A 20,689-nucleotide genomic window follows, 5' to 3' on the forward strand; every position below is an offset into this window, starting at 1 on the left:
AAAGGCTATAAGCCGTTGATAGATAAAGACTCTCCGGCAGACGAAGTGGCTGCCGCTGGCGTTTCCAGGATTGCCCTGGGCGTCGAATACAAAGGTGCGCGTTATCGCGGCTGGCAGCGCCAGGAGGACGGCGTGCCGTCGGTGCAGGCGGCGCTGGAGAAAGCCCTGTCGAAAGTCGCCGACGAGCCGGTGTCGGTGGTCTGCGCCGGGCGCACCGATGCCGCCGTGCATGCCAGCGGACAGGTCGTGCACTTCGATACCCGCGTCGAGCGGCCGCTCAAGGCCTGGGTCATGGGCGGCAACGCCAATCTGCCGGCCGACATCAGCGTGACCTGGGCCAAGGTGATGCCGGCGCATTTCCATGCGCGTTTCACCGCCATGGCGCGGCGCTACCGCTATGTGATCTACAACGACCTGATCCGTCCGGCCCACATGGCCGAGGAGGTCACCTGGAACCACCGCCCGCTGGACGTCGCGCGCATGCGTGAGGCGGCCCGCGCGCTGGTCGGCACCCATGACTTCACCTCGTTCCGCGCGGTGCAGTGCCAGGCCAAGTCGCCGGTGAAGACCGTGCACCACCTGGAGGTGATCGAACACGGCCGCTTCATCGTGCTGGATATCCGCGCCAACGCCTTCCTGCACCACATGGTGCGCAACTTCGCCGGCGTGCTGATGACCATCGGCGCGGGCGAACGTCCGGTGGAGTGGGCTGGGGAAGTGCTGGCCGCGCGCGATCGGCGCGCCGGCGGCGTCACCGCGCATCCTTATGGGCTGTACCTGGTGCGCGTGGAGTATCCCGAAGAGTTCGCCTTGCCCGAGCGCTACCTGGGGCCACATTTCCTTTCAAGTTTGCCCGATATCCTTGGCTGACGATGCCAGGGGCATTTGCTACCATCGACCGATTGATTGTCGCCTGATACTGGAAGGTTCCCGCATCTTGTCCGCCGTTCGCATCAAAATCTGCGGTATCACCCGTGTCGAGGACGCCCTCGCCGCTGCCGAGGCCGGCGCCGACGCGATCGGGCTGGTGTTCTACGCCAGGAGCCCGCGCGCGGTGAGCGTCCAGCAGGCGCGGGCGATCATCGCCGCGCTGCCGCCCTTTGTCAGCACCGTCGGCCTGTTCGTCGATGCCAGCCGCTGCGAGCTGGGGGAAATCCTCGATGCGGTGCCGCTGGACATCCTGCAGTTCCACGGCGAGGAGACGCCCGAAGCCTGCTCCGGCTGGCACCGGCCGTACCTGAAGGCGCTGCGGGTCAAACCGGGCGACGACGTGGCGGCGCAGATCGCGAAGTACCCGCAGGCCAGCGGTTTCCTGCTGGATACCTTTGTCGAAGGCGTGCCCGGCGGAACCGGCCAGGCGTTCGACTGGTCGCTGGTGCCGAAAGGCGTGAAGCGGCCGCTGATCCTGGCGGGCGGCCTGACGCCCGGGAACGTGGCCGAGGCCATCGTCCAGGTACGGCCCTATGCGGTGGACGTCAGTGGGGGCGTGGAAGCCAGCAAGGGCATCAAGGATGCGCAGAAGATCCGCGATTTCATCGCCCAGTGCCGGTCGGTCGCGTGACGCGGAATCTTCATGTGACGACGAGCGGCCTGCCGCCGTCCACTACCCAATCGCTGCCCGGCAGCGCAGGGAGTCGTCGGTGTTCGACGCCGGCGTCCCGCATCGAGTGGTGTATTCGTGGCGACGCCCCGGGCGGCGCCTTTGTTTGCGAGGGGTTCCGGCCTTGAGGTCGGAACCGCGACGATGAATTTGCTCAGGGACACGCGCATGGCTTCACGCCGTGCCCCTGCACTGGAGACGAGAGCATGAGCAACTGGCTGGTAGACAAGCTGATCCCTTCCATCATGCGTTCCGAGGCGAAGAAGAGCTCGGTACCGGAAGGCCTGTGGCACAAGTGCCCGTCCTGCGAGGCGGTGCTGTACCGCCCCGAGCTGGAAAAGACTCTCGACGTCTGCCCCAAGTGCGATCACCACATGCGCATCGGCGCGCGCGCGCGCATCGACATCTTCCTCGATGAGGAAGGCCGCGAAGAGCTCGGCGCCGAGCTGGAGCCGGTGGATCGCCTGAAGTTCCGCGACAGCAAGAAGTACAAGGACCGCCTCTCCGCCGCGCAGAAGGACACCGGCGAGAAGGACGCGCTGATCTCCATGAGCGGCAAGCTGATGGGCATGCCGGTGGTGGTCAGCGCCTTCGAGTTCTCCTTCATGGGCGGCTCCATGGGCTCCATCGTCGGCGAGCGCTTCGTGCGTGCCGCCAACTATGCGCTGGAGCATCGCTGCCCGATGGTCTGCTTCTCCGCCTCGGGCGGTGCGCGCATGCAGGAAGCGCTGATCTCCCTGATGCAGATGGCCAAGACCTCCGCCGCGCTGGCGCGCCTGCGCGAAGAGGGCATTCCGTTCGTCTCCGTGCTGACCGACCCGGTCTACGGCGGCGTTTCCGCCAGCCTGGCAATGCTCGGTGACGTGATCGTCGGCGAGCCGCGCGCGCTGATCGGCTTCGCCGGCCCGCGGGTGATCGAGCAGACCGTGCGCGAGAAGCTGCCCGAAGGCTTCCAGCGCAGCGAGTTCCTGCTGGAGCACGGCGCCATCGACATGATCGTCCACCGTTCCGAAATGCGTCAGCGGCTGGCCAAGCTGCTGGCCAAGTTCACCCACACTCCCAGCACCGCGCTCGCAGGATGACCCACCGTACCCTTGCCGACTGGCTCAGCTATCTCGAACAACTCCACCCCACGGCAATCGACATGGGGCTGGAACGCTCCCGTGAGGTAGCCGGCCGGCTTGGCCTGGGGCGCCCCGCGCCCCGCGTGGTGACCGTCACCGGCACCAACGGCAAGGGTTCCACCTGCGCCTTCCTCGCCGCCCTGCTCGGCGAGCAGGGCCTGCGCGTCGGCGTCTACAGCTCGCCGCACCTGCTGCGCTACAACGAGCGCGTGCTCATCGATGGCGTCGAAGCCAGCGATGAAGCGCTCTGCGAAGCCTTCGCCGCCGTCGAGGCGGCGCGTGGCGAGACTTCCCTGACCTACTTCGAAATGGGCACCCTCGCGGCCTTCTGGCTGTTCGAGCGCGCCGGCCTGGATGCCGTGGTGCTGGAAGTCGGCCTCGGCGGACGCCTGGATGCGGTGAACCTGGTGGATTGCGATGTCGCCGTGGTCACCAGCATCGGTGTGGATCACGCCGACTGGCTGGGCGATACCCGCGAGAGCGTGGCCTTCGAGAAGGCCGGCATCTTCCGCGCTGGCAAACCCGCCGTCTGTGGCGATCTGGAGCCGCCGGCGCCGATCCTCGGAGAGGCGCGCAGCCTGGGCGCGCCACTGGTGCTGCGCGGCCGCGATTTCGACCTGGCGCAGGGCGAGGGCGAGTGGCACTGGCGCGGTCGTTCCGCCGCCGGGGAAGCGCTGACCCTGCACCACCTGCCGCTGCTCGACCTGCCGATGGAGAACGCGGCGCTGGCCTTGCAGGTCTATGCCCTGCTCGACCTGCCGTGGCAGCCGGAGCGACTGGCTGCCGCTCTGCGCCGCACGCGGGTGACCGGCCGGCTGGAGCGGCGGACCCTGCGCTGGAAGGGCCAGGAACGTCATCTGCTGCTGGATGTCGGGCACAATCCCCACGCCGCGCAGTATCTGGCCGGCCGCCTGCGTTCCGCGCCGCCCAAGGGCGTACGCCATGCGGTGTTCGGCCTGCTGGCGGACAAGGATCTGGATGGCGTACTGGAACCCATGCTCGGCTTGGTGCAGGATTGGGCCGTCGCGCCGCTGCCCACCGGTCGCAGCCGGCCAGCGGAAGAGCTGGAAGCCGGGTTGCGCGCCCGGGGTGCGAGCGTCAGCGGGCATGCGGACATTGCCGCGGCGCTCGAAGCGCAGTGCGATGCGGCGTCGGCAGACGACGAGATTCTGGTGTTCGGTTCGTTCTACAGCGTGGCGGGTGCCCTGGAGTGGCTCGCCAGGGCTGCTCGATAAGCAAAAGGGGAAGTGATCCATGGCCTTGCTCGATAAGGGGCTCAAGCAGAGGGTTGTCGGTGCGCTGGTGCTGCTGGCGCTGGCCGTCATCTTCCTGCCGATGCTGTTCTCCCGCGAGGACGAGATGCGTCAGGTCGTGGTCGAAGCTCCGGTGATGCCCAAGCCGCCGGCCATGCCGAGCGTCGAAGTGCAGCCCACCGAGGTGCCGGAGCCGCAGGCCGAGGAGGCCGATGCCGGCGCGCAGCCGCAGGCCGCTCCCGCGCCGTCCGCGCCCATTGCCAGCCTTCCTGCGCAAGCGGCGCCTGCCCAGCCGGCGGCGCCGGCGCCCAAGCCCGCCGCTCCCGCGCCGCAGCCGCAGCCGGCACAGGCCCAGGCCGGTAGCGCCGCCACGGCTCCCGCTCCCGCCCAGCGTCTGGATGCCAGCAACCTGCCGGTCAGCTGGTCGGTGCAGTTGGCCAGCCTGTCCAGTCGCGCCCGTGCCGACGATCTGCAGAAGCAGTTGCGCAGCCAGGGTTACAACGCCTATGTACGCAGCTTCGACGGGATGAACCGGGTGTTCGTCGGTCCCGTGGTGGAGCGCGCCGAGGCTGAGCGCCTGCGCGACCAGCTGGGCAAGCAGCAGAAGCTCAACGGCTTCGTGGTGCGCTTCCAGCCCGAGCGTGGCTGAGCCGCGTCGTTAGCCTGACTCAATCGGCCCCATGTCAAACTGGGGCTCCGCTAAATCGAAGGCCTCTGCTAAAATGCGGGGCCTTTCCGTTTCTGGGCCGCAACGTGGCATTTACCTGGGTCGATTGGACGATGATCGGCATCATCGTCATTTCCAGCCTGATCAGCTTGAGCCGAGGTTTCGTCAAGGAAGCCCTGTCGCTGGTCACCTGGATCGTGGCCGGTGCGGTCGCCTGGATGTTCGGCGGCGCCCTGGCCGGGCATTTCGCACCCTACATCGAGCTGCCCTCCGGGCGTGTCATCGCCGCCTGCGCCACTCTTTTCGTCGTCACGCTGCTGTTGGGCGCACTGGTCAACTTCCTCATCAGCGAGCTGGTGCGGGTGACCGGCATGTCCGGCACCGACCGCCTGCTTGGCATGGTGTTCGGCGGTGCCCGCGGCGTGCTGCTGGTGGTGCTGCTGGTCGGCCTGCTGAGCCTGACGCCGGTGCAGCAGGACCCGTGGTGGCAGCAGTCGGCACTGATGCCGCATTTCCTGATCGTCGCCGACTGGTCGAAGAACTTCATTCTGACTTTCGCCGGGCACTGGATGTCCGGCGCCGCCCTTGCTCCACCGTCTGGAGCGGGAACTATGCTGCCGGCCCAGTGAGGGGCGGCGCAGGCGACGGGAAGCCGTCGCCGTGACGGCAGGTCCGGTGGATACTGCCGAATATTGGATTGTTTCAGCCTGAAACCAACTAGGGGTTGCGTCGCATGTGTGGCATCGTCGGTATCGTGGGCAAGTCGAACGTCAATCAGGCGCTCTATGACGCGCTCACCGTTCTCCAGCATCGTGGCCAGGACGCTGCGGGGATCGTCACCTGTCAGGATGACCGTCTGTATCTGCGCAAGGACAACGGCCTGGTCCGTGACGTCTTCCAGCAGCGCCACATGCAGCATCTGGTCGGCAAGACCGGCATCGGCCACGTGCGCTATCCCACCGCCGGCAGCTCCAGCTCCGCCGAGGCGCAGCCGTTCTACGTGAACTCGCCGTACGGCATCACCCTGGCGCACAACGGCAACCTGACCAACGTCGAGCAACTGGCCAAGGAAATCTACGAGTCCGACCTGCGCCACGTGAACACCAACTCCGACTCGGAAGTGCTGCTCAACGTGTTCGCCCATGAGCTGGCGGTGCGCAACAAGCTGCAGCCGACCGAGGAAGACGTGTTCGCCGCCGTCACTGGCGTGCATGCCCGCTGCGTCGGCGGCTACGCCGTGGTGGCGATGATCACCGGTTACGGCATCGTCGGCTTCCGCGACCCCCATGCGATCCGCCCGATCGTCTTCGGCCAGCGCCACACCGAGAACGGCGTGGAGTACATGATCGCCTCGGAAAGCGTCGCCCTGGATGTCCTCGGCTTCACCCTGATCCGCGACCTGGCGCCGGGCGAAGCGGTGTACATCACCGAAGAAGGCAAGCTCTACACCCGCCAGTGCGCGGTCAATCCGCAGTACGCCCCGTGCATCTTCGAGCACGTCTACCTGGCCCGTCCGGACTCCATCATGGATGGCATCTCGGTGTACAAGGCGCGCCTGCGCATGGGCGAGAAACTGGCCGACAAGATCCTGCGCGAGCGCCCGGACCACGACATCGACGTGGTCATCCCGATCCCGGACACCAGCCGCACCTCCGCGCTGGAGCTGGCCAACCGCCTGGGCGTGAAGTTCCGCGAAGGCTTCGTGAAGAACCGCTACATCGGCCGGACCTTCATCATGCCCGGCCAGGCCGCGCGCAAGAAGTCGGTGCGCCAGAAGCTCAACGCCATCGAGCTGGAATTCCGCGGCAAGAACGTGATGCTGGTGGACGACTCCATCGTCCGTGGCACCACCAGCAAGCAGATCATCCAGATGGCCCGCGAGGCCGGTGCGAAGAACGTCTACTTCTGCTCCGCCGCGCCGGCCGTGCGCTACCCCAACGTCTACGGCATCGATATGCCGAGCGCCCATGAACTGATCGCCCACGATCGCAGCACCGAGCAGGTCTGCGAGCTGCTCGGCGCCGACTGGCTGGTCTACCAGGACCTGCCGGACCTGATCGACGCGGTCGGTGGCGGCAAGATCAAGATCGAGCACTTCGACTGCGCGGTGTTCGACGGCGAATACGTGACCGGCGACGTCAACGAAGCCTATCTGAACAGGATCGAGCAGGCGCGCAACGACGCGACCAAGAGCAAGGCCAACGCGGTCAGCGCCATCATCGATCTGTACAACGACTGAGGAGAGCAGGGCATGGCTCAGGATTGGGAAGCCGGCCGGCTGGACAGCGACCTGCAGGGTGTCGGTTTCGACACCCTGGCGGTGCGCGCCGGCCAGCGCCGCACCCCGGAGGCGGAACACGGCGAAGGCCTGTTCACCACCTCCAGCTACGTGTTCCGCAGCGCCGCCGACGCGGCCGCGCGCTTCGCCGGTGAAGTGCCGGGCAACGTCTACTCGCGCTACACCAACCCCACGGTGCGCACCTTCGAGGAGCGCATCGCCGCGCTGGAAGGCGCCGAGCAGGCGGTGGCGACCTCCACCGGCATGTCGGCGATCCTCTCCCTGGTGATGAGCCTGTGCAGCGCCGGCGACCACGTGCTGGTCTCGCGCAGCGTGTTCGGCTCGACCATCAGCCTGTTCGAGAAGTACTTCAAGCGCTTCGGCCTCGAGGTGGACTACCCGCCGCTGAGCGATCTCGCGGCCTGGGAAGCGGCCTGCAAGCCGAACACCAAGCTGTTCTTCGTCGAGTCGCCGTCCAACCCGCTGGCCGAGCTGGTGGACATCGCCGCGCTGGCCGAGATCGCCCATGCCAAGGGTGCGCTGCTGGCGGTGGACAACTGCTTCTGCACCCCGGCGCTGCAGCAGCCGCTGAAACTCGGTGCGGACGTGGTGATCCACTCGGCGACCAAGTACATCGACGGCCAGGGCCGCACCATGGGCGGCGTGGTCGCCGGTCGCCGCGCGCAGATGGAGCCCGTGGTCGGCTTCCTGCGCACCGCCGGCCCGACCCTGAGCCCGTTCAACGCCTGGATCTTCATCAAGGGCCTGGAGACCCTGCGTGTGCGCATGCAGGCCCACAGCGCCGCGGCGCAGCAGGTGGCCGAGTGGCTGGAGCAGCAGCCGGGAATCGAGCGCGTGCACTATGCGGGCCTGCCCAGCCATCCGCAGCACGAGCTGGCCAAGCGTCAGCAGAAGGGCTTCGGCGCGGTGGTGAGCTTCGAGGTGAAGGGCGACAAGGCCGCGGCCTGGCGCTTCATCGATGCCACCCGGATGATCTCCATCACCACCAACCTGGGCGACACCAAGACCACCATCGCCCATCCGGCCACCACCTCCCACGGGCGCCTGTCGCCGCAGGAGCGCGCGAATGCCGGTATCCGTGACAACCTGATCCGCGTCGCCGTGGGTCTGGAAGATGTCGCCGATATCACGGCCGACCTGGCGCGGGGCCTGGCAGCCCTGTGAGCGCGACGGATCTTCTCGGCAACGGCCGCGTCGCCCTGGTGACGGGCGCGGCGCACGGCATCGGCCTGGGCGTCAGCGCCTGGCTGATCGCCGAGGGCTGGCAGGTGGTGCTGGCGGACATAGACCGCGAGCGCGGGCCGAAAGTGGCCCGGGCGCTGGGCGAGCGCGCCGGCTTCCTGGCGCTGGACGTGGCCGGCGAGGCCCAGGTGGCGGCGGCCGTCGCCGAGGTGATCGGCCAGTACGGCCGTCTCGACGCGCTGGTGAACAATGCCGCCATCGCCCGGCCGCACAACACGCCGCTGGAAAGCCTGGGCCTGAACGAGTGGAACCGCACCCTGGCGGTCAACCTCACCGGCCCGATGCTCCTGGCCAAGCACTGCGCGCCCTACCTGCGCGCGCACAATGGCAGCATCGTCAATATCGCCTCGACCCGGGCGCACCAGTCCGAGCCGGACTCCGAGGCCTATGCGGCGAGCAAGGGCGGGCTGCTGTCGCTGACCCACGCCCTGGCCAGCAGCCTCGGCCCGGATATCCGCGTCAACGCGATTTCCCCCGGCTGGACCGATGCCCGCGACCCGCGTGTGCGGGAGGCGGAACCGCTGACCGAGCTGGACCATGACCAGCACCTGGTCGGCCGGGTCGGCACGGTGGAAGACGTCGCGGCGGCGGTGTCCTGGCTGATCGGCGACGGCGCCGGGTTCGTCACCGGGCAGGAGCTGGTGATCGACGGCGGCATGACGCGCAAGATGATCTACCTCGACTGAGCGTCGGGCGTGGAAGAGGAGGGCGGCCCGAGGGTCGCCCTTTTTCTTTTCCGGCGAGGGAGGGCTGGGCTGTTCGCGAGCAAGCTCGCTCCTGCAGGTTGGCGCTGCGCCTCCTCGTAGGAGCGAGCTAGCTCGCGAACCCGGTCCGGCACCGTGGCGTGGAAAGGCTGGCAGGTCTTTTCCGGAAAAATGAAAAAAATTCCAATCAGGGCATTGACTTAGGAAATGCCGACTGTAGAATGCGCCCCACTTCGAGACGAAGGGTGATTAGCTCAGCTGGGAGAGCATCTGCCTTACAAGCAGAGGGTCGGCGGTTCGATCCCGTCATCACCCACCACTCTCGCAAGTTACGCGCAGCGGTAGTTCAGTCGGTTAGAATACCGGCCTGTCACGCCGGGGGTCGCGGGTTCGAGTCCCGTCCGCTGCGCCATCTTTTCCCTCCAATGGTTCCTGCCCCGAACCGATCCGTCGAGCCAAGGCTCCGGATACATTGGAGGTTGCTGTACCGGACGCAAGTCCAACCGACACGCAGCGGTAGTTCAGTCGGTTAGAATACCGGCCTGTCACGCCGGGGGTCGCGGGTTCGAGTCCCGTCCGCTGCGCCATATCCGAAAGCCCTCAGGTAGCGATACCTGGGGGCTTTTTCTTTGCTTGGCGAAAAGGTCCGGCACGGTGCCGCCGCTGCCGCGCGCCGACGATGCCGGCAAGGCGTGTCAGGCGCTGTGCCGCTGGGCACGGCGGAATTCCCCGGGTGTCTGCCCACTCCAGCGCTTGAAGGCGCGCTGGAACGCCTCGGCCGAGGCGAAGCCGAGCAGGTAGGCGATTTCGCCGAAGGCGAGGTCGGTGTCGCGGATGTAGATCATCGCCAGGTCTCGGCGGGTGTCGTTGAGGATGCTGCGGAACTGCGTGCCTTCCTCGGCCAGCTTGCGGCGCAGGGTCCAGGTCGGCAGCTTGAGGCGTGCGGCGACTTCCTCCAGGTCCGGCTCGCGGCCGTTGAGCATCGGGCCCAGCAACTGGGCGACGCGCTCGCGCAGGCTGCGCGTGCGGGTCAGTTGCTCCAGTTCCTTCTCGCAGATGTCCAGCAATTGCCGCCAGGTGCTCGGGCAGTGCTCCGGGTTGTCGCGCGCCAGGCTGGCCTGGTCCAGGCGCAGTTGGTTGTGCCCGGCGCCGAACTCCACCGGGCAGTCGAAGAATTCCTCGAAGCGCGATGCCCAGGCCGGCGCCGGATATTCGATCTCGATCTTCTCCGGGCGCAGCGGTTGCGCGCCGATGCTGCCGAGCATGCTGGCCCAGCCGGACAGCACCGAATCCACCACGAAGCGGTTGTAGGCGTTGTACGGACTGATGGAGTAGAAGCGCAGCCAGGCGCCGCCGGCGTCTTCGATGAAGCTGCTGCGGCCGCGGTAGTTCTGCGCGTACAGCGGCTCGAAGCGGATCAGCGCGCGGGCGGCGGCGCGCAGGTTGGGCGCCTGCGCCGCGGTGACGCCGGCGAGGCCGCTCTGGCCCGGCCGGCTCAGCTGGCCCATGCGCAGGCCGAGCGCGGGATCGCCGCTCTGCTGGATGGCCGCGTGGCCCAGGCGCATGTAGCGGGGGATGGACAGCCGCGCGCCGGGCTCGCCGAGGCGCGCGGCATCCAGCCCGTATTGCTGCAGCAGCGGCTGCGGCGCGACGCCGCTTTCCGCCAGGGCGTCGGCGAGGCTGTGGACGAAGCCCACCGAGAGGTCGCCGAGGCGCATGGTCGGGCGGCTCATAGCCAGAGGTTGATCAGGCGGGCGCCCGGACCGTCCGGCGCCAGGGTGTGGCTGTCGCCGCTGACCACCAGGCTGCGGCCGTCGCTGCCCAGGTCCCAGAGATGACCGCGGAGGAACACGGTGACGCCGGCGCGGGCGCCGCTTGCGCCGAGGCGGCCGGCCAGGGCCAGGCGTTCCCAGGCTTCGCCTTCGCTCAGTTCGCCGGGCTTGAGCGTCACGTCGCTCGGCGTGGCAGCGCCGTTGTAGCCCTTCCACGGCTTGCTCCAGTTGCCGTTGCCGGTGAGGAAGGCGGGCACCACGACGAAATCCGGCTTGTTGACGGCCAGGGCGGCGTAGCTCGCCGGATACCAGCTGTCGGCGCAGATCAGCACGCCCAGGCGTCCGGCGGGGGTCTGCAGGACCTGCAGGTCGTCGGCATCGCCGCCGCGGGTGAAGCCTTTCTCGTCGTCGATGGGGAACAGCTTGCGCTGCGGCTTGCCCAGCGGCAGGCCGTCGCTGCCGAAGACCTGGGTGACGTTGTAGAGGCGGCCGTTGCCGGTGAGGATCTGGCCTTCGACGATGCGCGGGTTGGGCAGCACGATGGAGCCGGCGACCACGGTCACGCCGAATTCCCGGGCCAGCCCGCCGAACAGCGTCTGGTAGTCGTGGGCCATGTCCACCGCCTTCATGCGGAACAGGGCGTCGGCCATGCGGTCCTCGCCCTTGGCGCCGAGCCAGCCGCGCGCCAGTTTCAGCGGGTTGCTGGCGGCCATCCATTCCATGGCCTGGCTCAGGTGTTCGGTCTGGTAGACCTCGGGCTTCTCGCCGGCGGCCACCAGCCAGGTGCCGATGTGCTCGGGGAAGACCACCACGGTGCGCGGGTTGATCAGGCCTTCGTCGCGGGCCTTGGCCAGGTAGGCGTGGAACTTCAGGCGCAGGCGCTCGACGCTCTGGTAGTCCTGGGTGAACAGTTCCGGCTGCACGCCCAGCAGGTTGCCGCGTTCGGACGGCTCGCCCTGGTTCAGCGCGACCTGGCTGCGCAGGTCGGACAGGTAATGGCCCACCGGGCGACGCTCCGCCCAGCCGGCATAGCCGGCGAAGAGGATCACCAGGACCAGGAAGATCAGCTTGCGCATAAAGGACGGGTACTCCGTGGATGTTCCACAGGGTAGGGCCTGGGCCGGGCGTTGCCAAGGTGCGGTGTCATCTTTGGTCAGTAACTTGTCATTTTCGATCATTGAGCGGCACGGGGGCGCTCCTTAGAGTCTGCCCCATACCGACCGCGCCCCGTGCCCTGGCGTTCCGCCAGCGACCCGCCGAGGGTGCGGCATCACCGTGAATACCGGAGGAACCATGACCGCCACCTACCCGCATCTGCTCGCGCCGCTGGACCTGGGCTTCACCACCCTGCGCAACCGCACGCTGATGGGCTCCATGCACACCGGGCTGGAGGAGAAGCCGCAGGGCTTCGAGCGCATGGCGGCCTACTTCGCCGAGCGCGCCCGTGGCGGCGTCGGCCTGATGGTCACCGGCGGCATCGGCCCGAACGAGGAGGGCGGCGTGTATTCCGGGGCGGCCAAGCTGAGCACCCCGGAAGAGGCCGAGAAGCACAAGATCGTCACCCAGGCGGTGCACGAGGCGGGCGGCAAGATCTGCATGCAGATCCTCCATGCCGGGCGCTACGCCTACAGCCCGAAGTCCGTGGCGCCCAGCGCCATCCAGGCGCCGATCAACCCGTTCAAGCCGCGCGAGCTGGATGAAGAGGGCATCGAGAAGCAGATCGCCGACTTCGTCAATTGCGCCAGCCTGGCCCAGGTGGCCGGCTACGACGGCGTCGAGATCATGGGTTCGGAAGGCTACTTCATCAACCAGTTCCTGGTTGCCCACACCAACCACCGCACCGACCGCTGGGGCGGCAGCTACGAGAACCGCATGCGCCTGCCGCTGGAGATCGTCCGCCGCGTGCGCGAGGCGGTGGGGCCGGACTTCATCATCATCTATCGCCTGTCGATGCTCGACCTGGTGGAAGGCGGCAGCACCTGGGACGAGATCGTCCTGCTGGCCAAGGCCATCGAGAAGGCCGGCGCCACCCTCATCAACACCGGCATCGGCTGGCACGAGGCGCGCATCCCGACCATCGCCACCAAGGTGCCGCGCGCGGCCTTCACCAAGGTCACCGCCAAGCTGCGCGGCGAGATCGGCATCCCGCTGATCACCACCAACCGCATCAACACCCCGGACGTCGCCGAGCGGGTGCTGGCCGAGGGCGACGCCGACATGGTGTCCATGGCCCGTCCGTTCCTCGCCGACCCGGACTTCGTCAACAAGGCCGCCGCCGGCCGCGCCGACGAGATCAACACCTGCATCGGCTGCAACCAGGCCTGCCTGGACCACACCTTCGGCGGCAAGCTGACCAGTTGCCTGGTGAACCCGCGCGCCTGCCACGAGACCGAGCTGAACTACATTCCCACCGCCCACGTGAAGAAGGTCGCCGTGGTCGGCGCCGGCCCGGCCGGCCTCTCGGCGGCCACCGTCGCCGCCGAACGCGGCCACGCGGTGACCCTGTTCGACGCCGCCGGCGAGATCGGCGGCCAGTTCAACGTCGCCAAGCGCGTGCCGGGCAAGGAGGAGTTCTACGAGACCCTGCGCTACTTCAAGCGCAAGGTGGACACCGCCGGCGTGCAGCTGCGCCTGAACACCCGCGTCAGCGTCGACGACCTGGTCAAGGGCGGCTTCGACGAGATCATCCTGGCCACCGGCATCGTGCCGCGCACCCCGGCCATCCCGGGCATCGACAACGCCAAGGTGATCAGCTACCTGGACGCCATCCTCGAGCGCAAGCCGGTGGGCAACCGCGTGGCGGTGATCGGCGCCGGCGGCATCGGCTTCGACGTTTCCGAATACGTCACCCATGACGGCGAATCCACCAGCCTGGACCGCCACGCCTTCTGGCGGGAGTGGGGCATCGACGAGAACCTCGAGGCCCGTGGCGGCATCGCCGGCATCCAGCCGCACCCGCACGCCGCGGCGCGCCAGGTGTTCCTGCTGCAGCGCAAGAAGTCCAAGGTCGGCGACGGCCTGGGCAAGACCACCGGCTGGATCCACCGCACCGGCCTGAAGAACAAGCAGGTGCAGATGCTCAACAGCGTCGAATACCTGAAGATCGACGACGACGGCCTGCACATCAGCGTGGCCGGCGGCGAGCCGCAGCTGCTGCCGGTGGATACCGTGGTCGTCTGCGCCGGCCAGGAGCCGCTGCGCGAGCTGTACGAAGGCCTGCAGGCCGCCGGCCAGAGCGTGCACCTGATCGGCGGCGCCGATGTGGCCGCCGAGCTGGACGCCAAGCGCGCCATCAACCAGGGCTCGCGTCTCGCCGCTGAGATCTGAGTCGCAATTCGCAGGCCCCGGAAAGTTCCGCCGGGGCCTGCGACTTTTCTCGGAATGACAAACTCCGTCACAGATTTACCCTGCCGCTCACACGCTTGACCCGACCGGCGGATCGGGTGCCAACCGAGTCACATTGCCCGCGACATTATTTCCCCTAGACTGACCCGGATGTCGGGATTTTCCTGCCATCAAGGTGCCACTTTCCTACGGTACCATTTCCCAGACTTCCTCCAGCACAGGCCCAGAGGTCAATCGATGAGCATGCAGAAGAAGCCTCAGATGGTGGAAGCCGTGGTCTTCTTCAATGACCGTGGCGTTTGCAAGGAAATGCTCTACCCCGAATTCGAGGCGCTGCTCGACAACGTCGTGCACATGCCTGATCTCGCCGAGCAACAGGTGCGGCTGGCCTATGTGCTGATCAACCCGCGCCTGATGGTCAAGGCGGCGGTGTTCTTCTACCTGGACTTCGACGAAAAGGGCGAGGCCGACCGCGGCTGGAACCTGCCCCTGCGCAACCTCGCCGAGCGTGCCGGCCGTGGCCCGGACATGGGCGCCGGGCCGATCCGCCTGGCGTGCCGCAGCCAGTGCCCGGTGTCCTGGCACCAGATGCACCTGTGGGACCCGGACCTGGGCAGCGGCAGCAACCATCTGGTGCAGCTGCGCGAGGCGGCGAAACGCAACAACCTCGGCCTGCTGACGGAAGAAGAGCCGGCCGCCATCAAACCCCAGCACCTGCAGATGGCCGCCGAGCACCAGTGGTATGCGCCCTCCGAGGAGGAGTCCCGCGAAACCGCCGAGCGGCTGGCGCGGGAGATGCTCCAGGAGCACGAGCAGAAGACCGCCGAACTGCTCGGCCAGCACGAAACCCGCCTGTCGCAACTCAGCCAGCAGCACGAGCAGGAACTCAGCCGCCTGAAGCTCGGCGCGCAGGAGCAGATCAAGCTGCTGCAGGCCGAAGTCTCGGCGCTGCGCGACGGGCTCCGGCGCGAAGAAGAAATCAATGCCGGCCTGCGCGGCGAACTGGACGGGCAGGTCAGCGGATTCCAGCGTGGCCGTGAGGAACTGACCGCCCAGCTGCGGCAGATCGAGGAGAGCGGCCGCGATGAGCTGGACCAGCTGCGGCAGCAGATCGAGGACGAGGCCAAGGCCCGCATCGCCGCGCTGGAGGCGCGTTACCAGGAGCAGCTTTCCGTCCGCGATGCGGAACTGAACTACCGCAACGAGCTGGGCCAGCAACTGCAGCAGGAGAATCAGAAGCTCCAGCAGGAAGTCCAGAAACTGCAGCAGGAGAACCAGAAGCTGCCGCAGGAGAGCCAGAAGCTCCAGCAGGACAGCCAGAAACTGCAGCAGGAGAACCAGAAGCTGCAGCAGGACAGCCAGAAGCTGCAGCAGGAGAACCAGAAGCTGCAGCAGGACGGCCAGAAGCTCCAGCAGGAGAACCAGAAACAGCGCCAGGAGAGCGAGCAACTGCGCGCGGAAGGCGCACGGCTTCGCGAGCAGGCCGGGAAGGCCGAGCAATTGCAGCAGAGCGTCGAAGACCTGCGCCAGGAACTGGCTGCAAAGTCGGTCAACGCGGCGGACGGTTCGATGCTGGAGCGCCTGGCGGGCCAGGGTGTGATCTTCGTCGTCTATCACCCGGGCGCCGGCCATCTGACCCTGTCGCTGCAGGATGTCACCCGCTATCAGGAAAACCCGATGGCCTTCGCCGCGGCCAAGTGCTTCGTCTCGGAAGACCAGTACCGCCAGTGGCTGGCGCACTACCAGCAGCCGACCTGCGAGGGGCGGTTGTCCAATGGCGATCGCTGCGCCCTGCCGATCGACCGCGTGGAAACGCCCGGACGTTTCGTCGAAGGCGACAGCAACTGCTGCTCCCGCCACAAGACCGCCGGCCGCCTGCGCAGCGTGACCACGGCTTAAGCGGGCGTCTTGCAGTACCCTGACTGGCGCCCCGTCGCAGCGCTGCAACCGGTTCACCTGGGTTGGCTCGAACGCGCTGGCGTCGAGCTGGCGCTGCTGCGCCTGGACCGGGTGGACGCACTCGTCTCCGGCAACAAATGGTTCAAGCTCGCCCCCTACCTGAAGCAGGCCGCCGATCTCGGCCTTGCCGGTGTGATGAGCCTGGGCGGCGCCCATTCCAATCACCTCCACGCCCTGGCCGCGGCCGGCGCCCGCTTCGGTTTCCGCAGCGTCGGGCTGCTGCGCGGCGAGGAGCAGGACAATCCCACGGTCGCCGACCTGCGCCGGCTCGGCATGCAGTTGCACTGGCTGGGCTACGGCGGCTATCGCCAGCGCCATGCGGCGGATTTCTGGACACCCTGGCGCGAGCGCTACCCCGATCTGCTGCCGGTGGGCGAGGGCGGCGGCGGGTTGCCCGGTGCGCAGGGTTGCGCGCCGCTGGTGGCGCAGGTTCGCGAGCAACTGGCGGACATCGGCTGGCCCGATTATCAGCAGCTCTGGGTCGCGTGCGGCACCGGCACCACCCTGGCCGGCCTGGTGCTGGGCGAGCGCGGTGCGCACCCGGTGGTGGGCGCACTGGCGGTGCCGCCGGGGCATGGCGTCGAGGCGCAGGTGCCCGCTCTGCTGAAGGAGGCGGGGAGCGAGGCTTCCGGCTACCGCCTGATCGACGCCAGCCGGGGCGGCTTCGCGCGGATCGATCCGCGGCTGGCGCGCTTCATCCTCGATACCGAGGCCGAGTGCGGGGTACCGCTGGAACCGCTGTACACCGGCAAGCTGCTGCTGGCGCTGCACGATGAGGTCGCCGCCGGGCGGATCACGCGCGGCAGCCGTATCGTCGCCGTCCACACGGGCGGCCTGCAGGGACGCCGGGCGATGCAGGAGCGCCTGCGGGCGCTGGCCGCTCAGCGCGAATAGCCGCCGTGCACCCGCGGCCAGCGGTCGCCCACCAGGAACAGCCGTTGCTGTTCGCGCCAGCGCCCGTCCTCGAACGCCAGGCGCACCAGCAGTTGCGGGAAGCCGTCCTCCGGCAGCGCCGCTAGCCAGCTGGCGAACTGCGCGGTGCTCCAGCGTTCATCGGCATCGCAGGCGGCCGGCGACAGCCAGCGCTCGCGCGGCAGCACCTGCCAGCCGTCGGCGCGCAGGTCCTGGTAGCGCGGCCATTCGTGGCGGTGCAGCCAGCGGCCGTGCAGGTGGTTGCCGTTGGCGCCGGCGGGCGGCGGGCAGCGCGTTGGCCAGGGGTAGAACAGGTAGCCGCCGAGCCAGAGCCCGGCCGAGGGCGTGGCCTTGCTGAACTCGCGGATCACCTTCAAGCCGTCGGGGGTGGTCGAGAGCGGCAGCTGGTGCTGGTAGAAGTGTTCGATCTTGCGCAGCAGATGATCTTCCGCGCCGGGGCCGAGCCAGGCGTTCGGCCCATCCTCGCTGGGGCCGAGGTAGAGCTTGATGGCCAGTTCGAGGTGGTGCAGGCCGTCGTCGTCCTCCAGCAGCAGGTCCAGTTCGCCGAGGGTGTGGCCGTTGTCGCGCACCGGCAGGTTGGCGGCTAGCAGGCGCAGGTCGGGCGCCTGCTCCAGGGCGTATTGCCAGAGGCGTTCGTAGTAGCGGCCGAGGCGTTGGTGCGGTGCGCTGTCCAGTTGCTCCAGCAGGGTCGCCGGAGAATGCTCCTGCCGGCGCAGCCAGTCGGCCAGCAGCGTAGGTTCGGCGAGCCAGCGGCTGGCCGCCAGCGGGTGGCGCAGGGCCGGGCTGCCCGGATCGAGCAGCGGCGGGGCGAGCAGCGTCCAGGCCAGGTCGCGCACCTGGGGCTGGCGCAGCTCGGTCATCAGTTCGTCCAGCAGGGGGTTGAGAGCGCTCATTCCTCTAGCCTAGCCGCTCGGGCCGCGCTGCGGTTTGCCGCTGCTTCGGCGTTTCGCCCATAATTCCGGGATTCACGCACCGCAACGCCGCCCGGAGTCCCATGGAACCCTTTCGCAATATCGGCATCATCGGCCGCCTGGGCAGCACCCAGGTCCTGGAAACCATCCGTCGGCTGAAGCGCTTCCTCATCGAACGCCACCTGCACGTGATCCTCGAGGACACCATCGCCGAGGTGCTGCCGGGCCACGGCCTGCAGACCTGCTCGCGGAAGATCATGGGCGAGATCTGCGACCTGGTGGTCGTGGTCGGCGGCGATGGCAGCATGCTCGGCGCGGCGCGCGCCCTGGCGCGGCACAAGGTGCCGGTGCTGGGGATCAACCGCGGCAGCCTGGGCTTCCTCACCGATATCCGCCCGGACGAGCTGGAAACCAAGGTCGCCGAAGTGCTGGGCGGCCAGTACATCGTCGAGAGCCGCTTCCTGCTCGATGCGCTGGTGCGCCGCCATGGCGAGTCCATCGGCCAGGGCGACGCGCTGAACGACGTGGTGCTGCACCCCGGCAAGTCCACGCGGATGATCGAGTTCGAGCTGCACATCGACGGCCAGTTCGTCTGCAGCCAGAAGGCCGACGGCCTGATCGTCGCCACCCCGACCGGCTCCACCGCCTATTCGCTGTCCGCCGGCGGGCCGATCATGCACCCCAAGCTCGACGCCATCGTCGTGGTGCCGATGTATCCGCACACCCTGTCGAGCCGGCCCATCGTGGTCGACGGCAACAGCGAGCTGAAGATCGTCGTCTCGCCGAACATGCAGATCTATCCGCAGGTCTCCTGTGACGGGCAGAACCACTTCACCTGCGCGCCCGGCGACACCGTCACGGTGAGCAAGAAGCCGCACAAGCTGCGGCTGATCCACCCGATCGACCACAACTATTACGAGGTCTGCCGGACCAAGCTGGGCTGGGGCAGCCGCCTCGGGGGCAGCGAGTGATGGAACTCGATCCCGCACGCGGCTACGACCTGATCGGCGACGTCCACGGCTGCGCGCACACCCTCGACCATCTGCTGGAGCGCCTCGGCTACCGCCTGCAGGGCGGCGTGTGGCGGCATGCCCGGCGGCAGGCGCTGTTCCTCGGCGACATCATCGACCGCGGCCCGCGCATCCGCGAGGCGTTGCACCGGGTGCACGACATGGTGGCCGCCGGCGAGGCGTTGTGCATCATGGGCAACCACGAGTTCAACGCCCTCGGCTGGTCGACCCCGGCGGCGCCCGGCAGCGGCCGGCACTACGTGCGCGAGCACACGCCGCGCCACGCCCGGCTGATCAAGGAAACCCTGGATCAGTTCGAAGGCCATCCGGCGGACTGGCGCGATTTCCTCGGCTGGTTCCAGGAGATGCCGCTGTTCCTCGACGCCGGGCACTTCCGCATGGTCCACGCCTGCTGGGACCACGACGTGATCGACGCGCTGCGCCGGCAGTTCCACGACGGCCGCATCGACGAAGCCTTCCTCAAGGCCAGTGCCGAGCCGGGCAGCTTCGCCCAGCAGTCCTGCGACCGCCTGCTGCGCGGTACCGACATGCGCCTGCCCAACGGTATGACCCTGACCGGCAGCGACGGCTTCACCCGCTCGTTCTTCCGCACCAAGTTCTGGGAGGAGGACCGCGAGCCGGAAACCTACGGCGACATCGTGTTCCAGCCCGACGCGCTGCCCGACGAAGTCGCCAGCGAACGCCTGAGCGCGGAGCAGAAGTCCAGCCTGCTGACCTATGGCGCCGACGAGCCGTTGCTGTTCGTCGGCCACTACTGGCGGCGCGGCACGCCGGCGCCGATCCGGCCGAACCTGGCCTGCCTGGATTACAGTGCGGTGATGTACGGCAAGCTGGCGGCCTATCGGCTGGACGACGAGCGCCATCTGGAGCGCAGCAAGTTCGTCTGGGTAGAGGTGAAGCGCGCGGAGGGCGACGAGTGAGCGTGGTCGAAGCGATACGGCTGCCGGCGGCGGTCGACCTGGGTGGTTTCGTCAGCCTGCTGCGGCGCCTGAACGTGCCCTTCCGGGTCAGCGAGGAGTCGGGCGAGCAGGTGCTCTGGGTGCCCGATGCGCAACTGGCCGACGAGGTGCGCGCCCTCTACGCGCGCTATCCGCAGGGTGACCCGCAGTTCGGCGCACAGGCCGAACCGCTGAGCCGTGGCCCGGGATTCCTGCAGCAACTGAAGCTGAGCCGGATGACCGCCGCGGTGCTGCTGGCGACCTTCGTCGTCGCCGCCGTGACCCTGCTCGGCACCTACCCGGAAACCCTGCGCTGGCTGACCTTCCAGGACTTCCGCATGGTCGGCGAGGACCGCCTGATGTTCCTGCCGCTGTCCGAGACGCTGGCGTCCGGGCAATGGTGGCGGCTGCTGACGCCGATGCTGATCCATTTCGGCTGGATGCACCTGGCGATGAACGCCATGTGGTACTGGGAGCTGGGGCGGCGCATCGAGTACCGCCAGGGCGCCTGGGTGCTACTGGGCCTGAGCCTGGGCTTCGGGCTGGTGTCCAACGTGGTGCAGTTCGCGGCCAGCGGGCCGAGCCTGTTCGGCGGGCTGTCCGGCGTGCTCTACGGGCTGCTCGGCCATTGCTGGATCTTCCAGCGCATGGCGCCGACCCCGGCCTATCACCTGCCCAGGGGCGTGGTGGCGATGATGCTGATCTGGCTGCTGGTGTGCCTGTCCGGGGTGATCGACCTGCTCGGCTTCGGCTCCATCGCCAACGGCGCCCACGTGGGCGGGCTGCTGGCGGGGTGCCTGAGCGGGCTGGTCGGCGGGCTGCTGGCGCGGCGTTCGGCTCGCTAGGAGCGCCGCCGAAACCTGTAGGAGCGAGCTTGCTCGCGAACGGATTTCCCGGTAACTCCGCTGCTG

18 protein-coding genes and 3 tRNA genes are annotated in these 20,689 nt (G+C 68.1%); 18 read left to right on the forward strand and 3 right to left on the reverse strand.

Annotated features, from left to right (window positions below):
- The first annotated feature begins 15 nt into the window (after positions 1-15).
- The 12 genes from truA (at position 16) to AC3B6A_RS08840 (ending at position 9,476) form a co-directional block, all read left to right on the forward strand.
- On the forward strand, positions 16-870 hold the full coding sequence (gene truA / locus AC3B6A_RS08785) for a tRNA pseudouridine(38-40) synthase TruA (protein WP_488402055.1): 855 nt from the start codon (positions 16-18) through the stop codon (positions 868-870).
- 67 nt (positions 871-937) lie between these two features.
- Positions 938-1,561 carry a phosphoribosylanthranilate isomerase gene (locus AC3B6A_RS08790; protein ID WP_488402057.1) on the forward strand — a complete coding sequence of 208 codons (624 nt, stop codon included), beginning with the start codon at positions 938-940 and terminating at the stop codon, positions 1,559-1,561.
- A 245-nt stretch (positions 1,562-1,806) separates the two neighbouring features.
- Positions 1,807-2,682, forward strand: coding sequence for an acetyl-CoA carboxylase, carboxyltransferase subunit beta (gene accD / locus AC3B6A_RS08795; protein ID WP_488402059.1), 876 nt, complete (start codon positions 1,807-1,809; stop codon positions 2,680-2,682).
- The gene (folC, locus tag AC3B6A_RS08800) at positions 2,679-3,959 is read left to right on the forward strand and encodes a bifunctional tetrahydrofolate synthase/dihydrofolate synthase (protein WP_488402061.1); all 1,281 of its coding nucleotides are present in this window, start codon (positions 2,679-2,681) and stop codon (positions 3,957-3,959) included. Before accD ends, folC begins: the two co-directional genes overlap by 4 nt.
- A 19-nt stretch (positions 3,960-3,978) precedes the next feature.
- On the forward strand, positions 3,979-4,626 hold the full coding sequence (locus AC3B6A_RS08805; protein WP_488402063.1) for an SPOR domain-containing protein: 648 nt from the start codon (positions 3,979-3,981) through the stop codon (positions 4,624-4,626).
- A gap of 104 nt (positions 4,627-4,730) precedes the next feature.
- Positions 4,731-5,273 carry a CvpA family protein gene (locus AC3B6A_RS08810; RefSeq protein WP_488402065.1) on the forward strand — a complete coding sequence of 181 codons (543 nt, stop codon included), beginning with the start codon at positions 4,731-4,733 and terminating at the stop codon, positions 5,271-5,273.
- A 104-nt stretch (positions 5,274-5,377) separates the two neighbouring features.
- The gene (gene purF, locus AC3B6A_RS08815) at positions 5,378-6,883 is read left to right on the forward strand and encodes an amidophosphoribosyltransferase (protein WP_488402067.1); all 1,506 of its coding nucleotides are present in this window, start codon (positions 5,378-5,380) and stop codon (positions 6,881-6,883) included.
- A 12-nt stretch (positions 6,884-6,895) separates the two neighbouring features.
- Complete coding sequence (locus AC3B6A_RS08820; RefSeq protein WP_488402069.1) at positions 6,896-8,107, forward strand: O-succinylhomoserine sulfhydrylase; 1,212 nt, start codon at positions 6,896-6,898, stop codon at positions 8,105-8,107.
- Complete coding sequence (locus AC3B6A_RS08825) at positions 8,104-8,871, forward strand: SDR family oxidoreductase (RefSeq protein ID WP_488402071.1); 768 nt, start codon at positions 8,104-8,106, stop codon at positions 8,869-8,871. The genes AC3B6A_RS08820 and AC3B6A_RS08825 overlap by 4 nt, the downstream gene beginning before the upstream one ends.
- Before the next feature lie 261 nt (positions 8,872-9,132).
- A tRNA-Val gene (locus AC3B6A_RS08830) sits at positions 9,133-9,208 on the forward strand.
- A gap of 16 nt (positions 9,209-9,224) precedes the next feature.
- A tRNA-Asp gene (locus AC3B6A_RS08835) sits at positions 9,225-9,301 on the forward strand.
- A 98-nt stretch (positions 9,302-9,399) separates the two neighbouring features.
- Positions 9,400-9,476, forward strand: a tRNA-Asp gene (locus tag AC3B6A_RS08840).
- Positions 9,477-9,584: 108 nt separating this feature from the next.
- Here the strand turns inward: AC3B6A_RS08840 and AC3B6A_RS08845 are convergent.
- Together AC3B6A_RS08845 and AC3B6A_RS08850 are read right to left on the reverse strand one after the other, a co-directional pair.
- Positions 9,585-10,622: an AraC family transcriptional regulator gene (locus tag AC3B6A_RS08845; protein WP_488402073.1), complete on the reverse strand. Its 1,038-nt coding sequence runs from the start codon at positions 10,620-10,622 to the stop codon at positions 9,585-9,587.
- Positions 10,619-11,737, reverse strand: coding sequence for a nitrilase-related carbon-nitrogen hydrolase (locus AC3B6A_RS08850; protein WP_488402075.1), 1,119 nt, complete (start codon positions 11,735-11,737; stop codon positions 10,619-10,621). The genes AC3B6A_RS08845 and AC3B6A_RS08850 overlap by 4 nt, the downstream gene beginning before the upstream one ends.
- A gap of 217 nt (positions 11,738-11,954) precedes the next feature.
- Between AC3B6A_RS08850 and AC3B6A_RS08855 the strand changes: the two genes are divergently transcribed.
- From AC3B6A_RS08855 to AC3B6A_RS08865, 3 genes are all read left to right on the forward strand, one after another.
- Complete coding sequence (locus tag AC3B6A_RS08855; RefSeq protein ID WP_488402077.1) at positions 11,955-13,988, forward strand: oxidoreductase; 2,034 nt, start codon at positions 11,955-11,957, stop codon at positions 13,986-13,988.
- A gap of 255 nt (positions 13,989-14,243) precedes the next feature.
- Positions 14,244-15,905, forward strand: a complete 1,662-nt coding sequence (locus tag AC3B6A_RS08860; protein WP_488402079.1) for a coiled-coil domain-containing protein — start codon at positions 14,244-14,246, stop codon at positions 15,903-15,905.
- A gap of 9 nt (positions 15,906-15,914) precedes the next feature.
- Positions 15,915-16,859 (forward strand): 1-aminocyclopropane-1-carboxylate deaminase/D-cysteine desulfhydrase, encoded by a 945-nt coding sequence (locus tag AC3B6A_RS08865; protein ID WP_488402081.1) that lies wholly within the window; start codon positions 15,915-15,917, stop codon positions 16,857-16,859.
- On the opposite strand, the gene AC3B6A_RS08870 is transcribed toward AC3B6A_RS08865, so the two are convergent.
- Positions 16,847-17,791: a DUF1853 family protein gene (locus AC3B6A_RS08870; RefSeq protein ID WP_488402083.1), complete on the reverse strand. Its 945-nt coding sequence runs from the start codon at positions 17,789-17,791 to the stop codon at positions 16,847-16,849. The two genes, AC3B6A_RS08865 and AC3B6A_RS08870, sit on opposite strands and share 13 nt — an antisense overlap.
- 101 nt (positions 17,792-17,892) lie before the next feature.
- Here AC3B6A_RS08870 and AC3B6A_RS08875 point away from each other — a divergent pair, with 101 nt between their 5' ends.
- Genes AC3B6A_RS08875 through AC3B6A_RS08885 form a run of 3 tightly spaced genes read left to right on the forward strand, consistent with a single transcriptional unit; the run spans position 17,893 to position 20,623 of the window.
- Positions 17,893-18,780 carry an NAD(+) kinase gene (locus AC3B6A_RS08875; protein WP_488402085.1) on the forward strand — a complete coding sequence of 296 codons (888 nt, stop codon included), beginning with the start codon at positions 17,893-17,895 and terminating at the stop codon, positions 18,778-18,780.
- Positions 18,780-19,760, forward strand: a complete 981-nt coding sequence (locus AC3B6A_RS08880) for a metallophosphoesterase (protein WP_488402087.1) — start codon at positions 18,780-18,782, stop codon at positions 19,758-19,760. The genes AC3B6A_RS08875 and AC3B6A_RS08880 overlap by 1 nt, the downstream gene beginning before the upstream one ends.
- Complete coding sequence (locus tag AC3B6A_RS08885; protein WP_488402088.1) at positions 19,757-20,623, forward strand: rhomboid family intramembrane serine protease; 867 nt, start codon at positions 19,757-19,759, stop codon at positions 20,621-20,623. The genes AC3B6A_RS08880 and AC3B6A_RS08885 overlap by 4 nt, the downstream gene beginning before the upstream one ends.
- The last annotated feature ends 66 nt before the right edge of the window (positions 20,624-20,689 follow it).

Source organism: Pseudomonas sp. B12(2026) (assembly GCF_057767015.1).

What these genes read in the sequence shown, in the direction of transcription:
- AC3B6A_RS08805 (WP_488402063.1), top strand. Translation starts at nt 3,979, where the DNA reads ATGGCCTTGCTCGATAAGGGGCTCAAGCAGAGGGTTGTCGGTGCGCTG.
- purF (WP_488402067.1), top strand. Translation starts at nt 5,378, where the DNA reads ATGTGTGGCATCGTCGGTATCGTGGGCAAGTCGAACGTCAATCAGGCG.
- accD (WP_488402059.1), top strand. Translation starts at nt 1,807, where the DNA reads ATGAGCAACTGGCTGGTAGACAAGCTGATCCCTTCCATCATGCGTTCC.
- folC (WP_488402061.1), top strand. Translation starts at nt 2,679, where the DNA reads ATGACCCACCGTACCCTTGCCGACTGGCTCAGCTATCTCGAACAACTC.
- AC3B6A_RS08875 (WP_488402085.1), top strand. Translation starts at nt 17,893, where the DNA reads ATGGAACCCTTTCGCAATATCGGCATCATCGGCCGCCTGGGCAGCACC.
- AC3B6A_RS08850 (WP_488402075.1), bottom strand. Translation starts at nt 11,737, where the DNA reads ATGCGCAAGCTGATCTTCCTGGTCCTGGTGATCCTCTTCGCCGGCTAT.
- AC3B6A_RS08880 (WP_488402087.1), top strand. Translation starts at nt 18,780, where the DNA reads ATGGAACTCGATCCCGCACGCGGCTACGACCTGATCGGCGACGTCCAC.
- AC3B6A_RS08820 (WP_488402069.1), top strand. Translation starts at nt 6,896, where the DNA reads ATGGCTCAGGATTGGGAAGCCGGCCGGCTGGACAGCGACCTGCAGGGT.
- AC3B6A_RS08855 (WP_488402077.1), top strand. Translation starts at nt 11,955, where the DNA reads ATGACCGCCACCTACCCGCATCTGCTCGCGCCGCTGGACCTGGGCTTC.
- AC3B6A_RS08860 (WP_488402079.1), top strand. Translation starts at nt 14,244, where the DNA reads ATGAGCATGCAGAAGAAGCCTCAGATGGTGGAAGCCGTGGTCTTCTTC.
- AC3B6A_RS08870 (WP_488402083.1), bottom strand. Translation starts at nt 17,791, where the DNA reads ATGAGCGCTCTCAACCCCCTGCTGGACGAACTGATGACCGAGCTGCGC.
- AC3B6A_RS08845 (WP_488402073.1), bottom strand. Translation starts at nt 10,622, where the DNA reads ATGAGCCGCCCGACCATGCGCCTCGGCGACCTCTCGGTGGGCTTCGTC.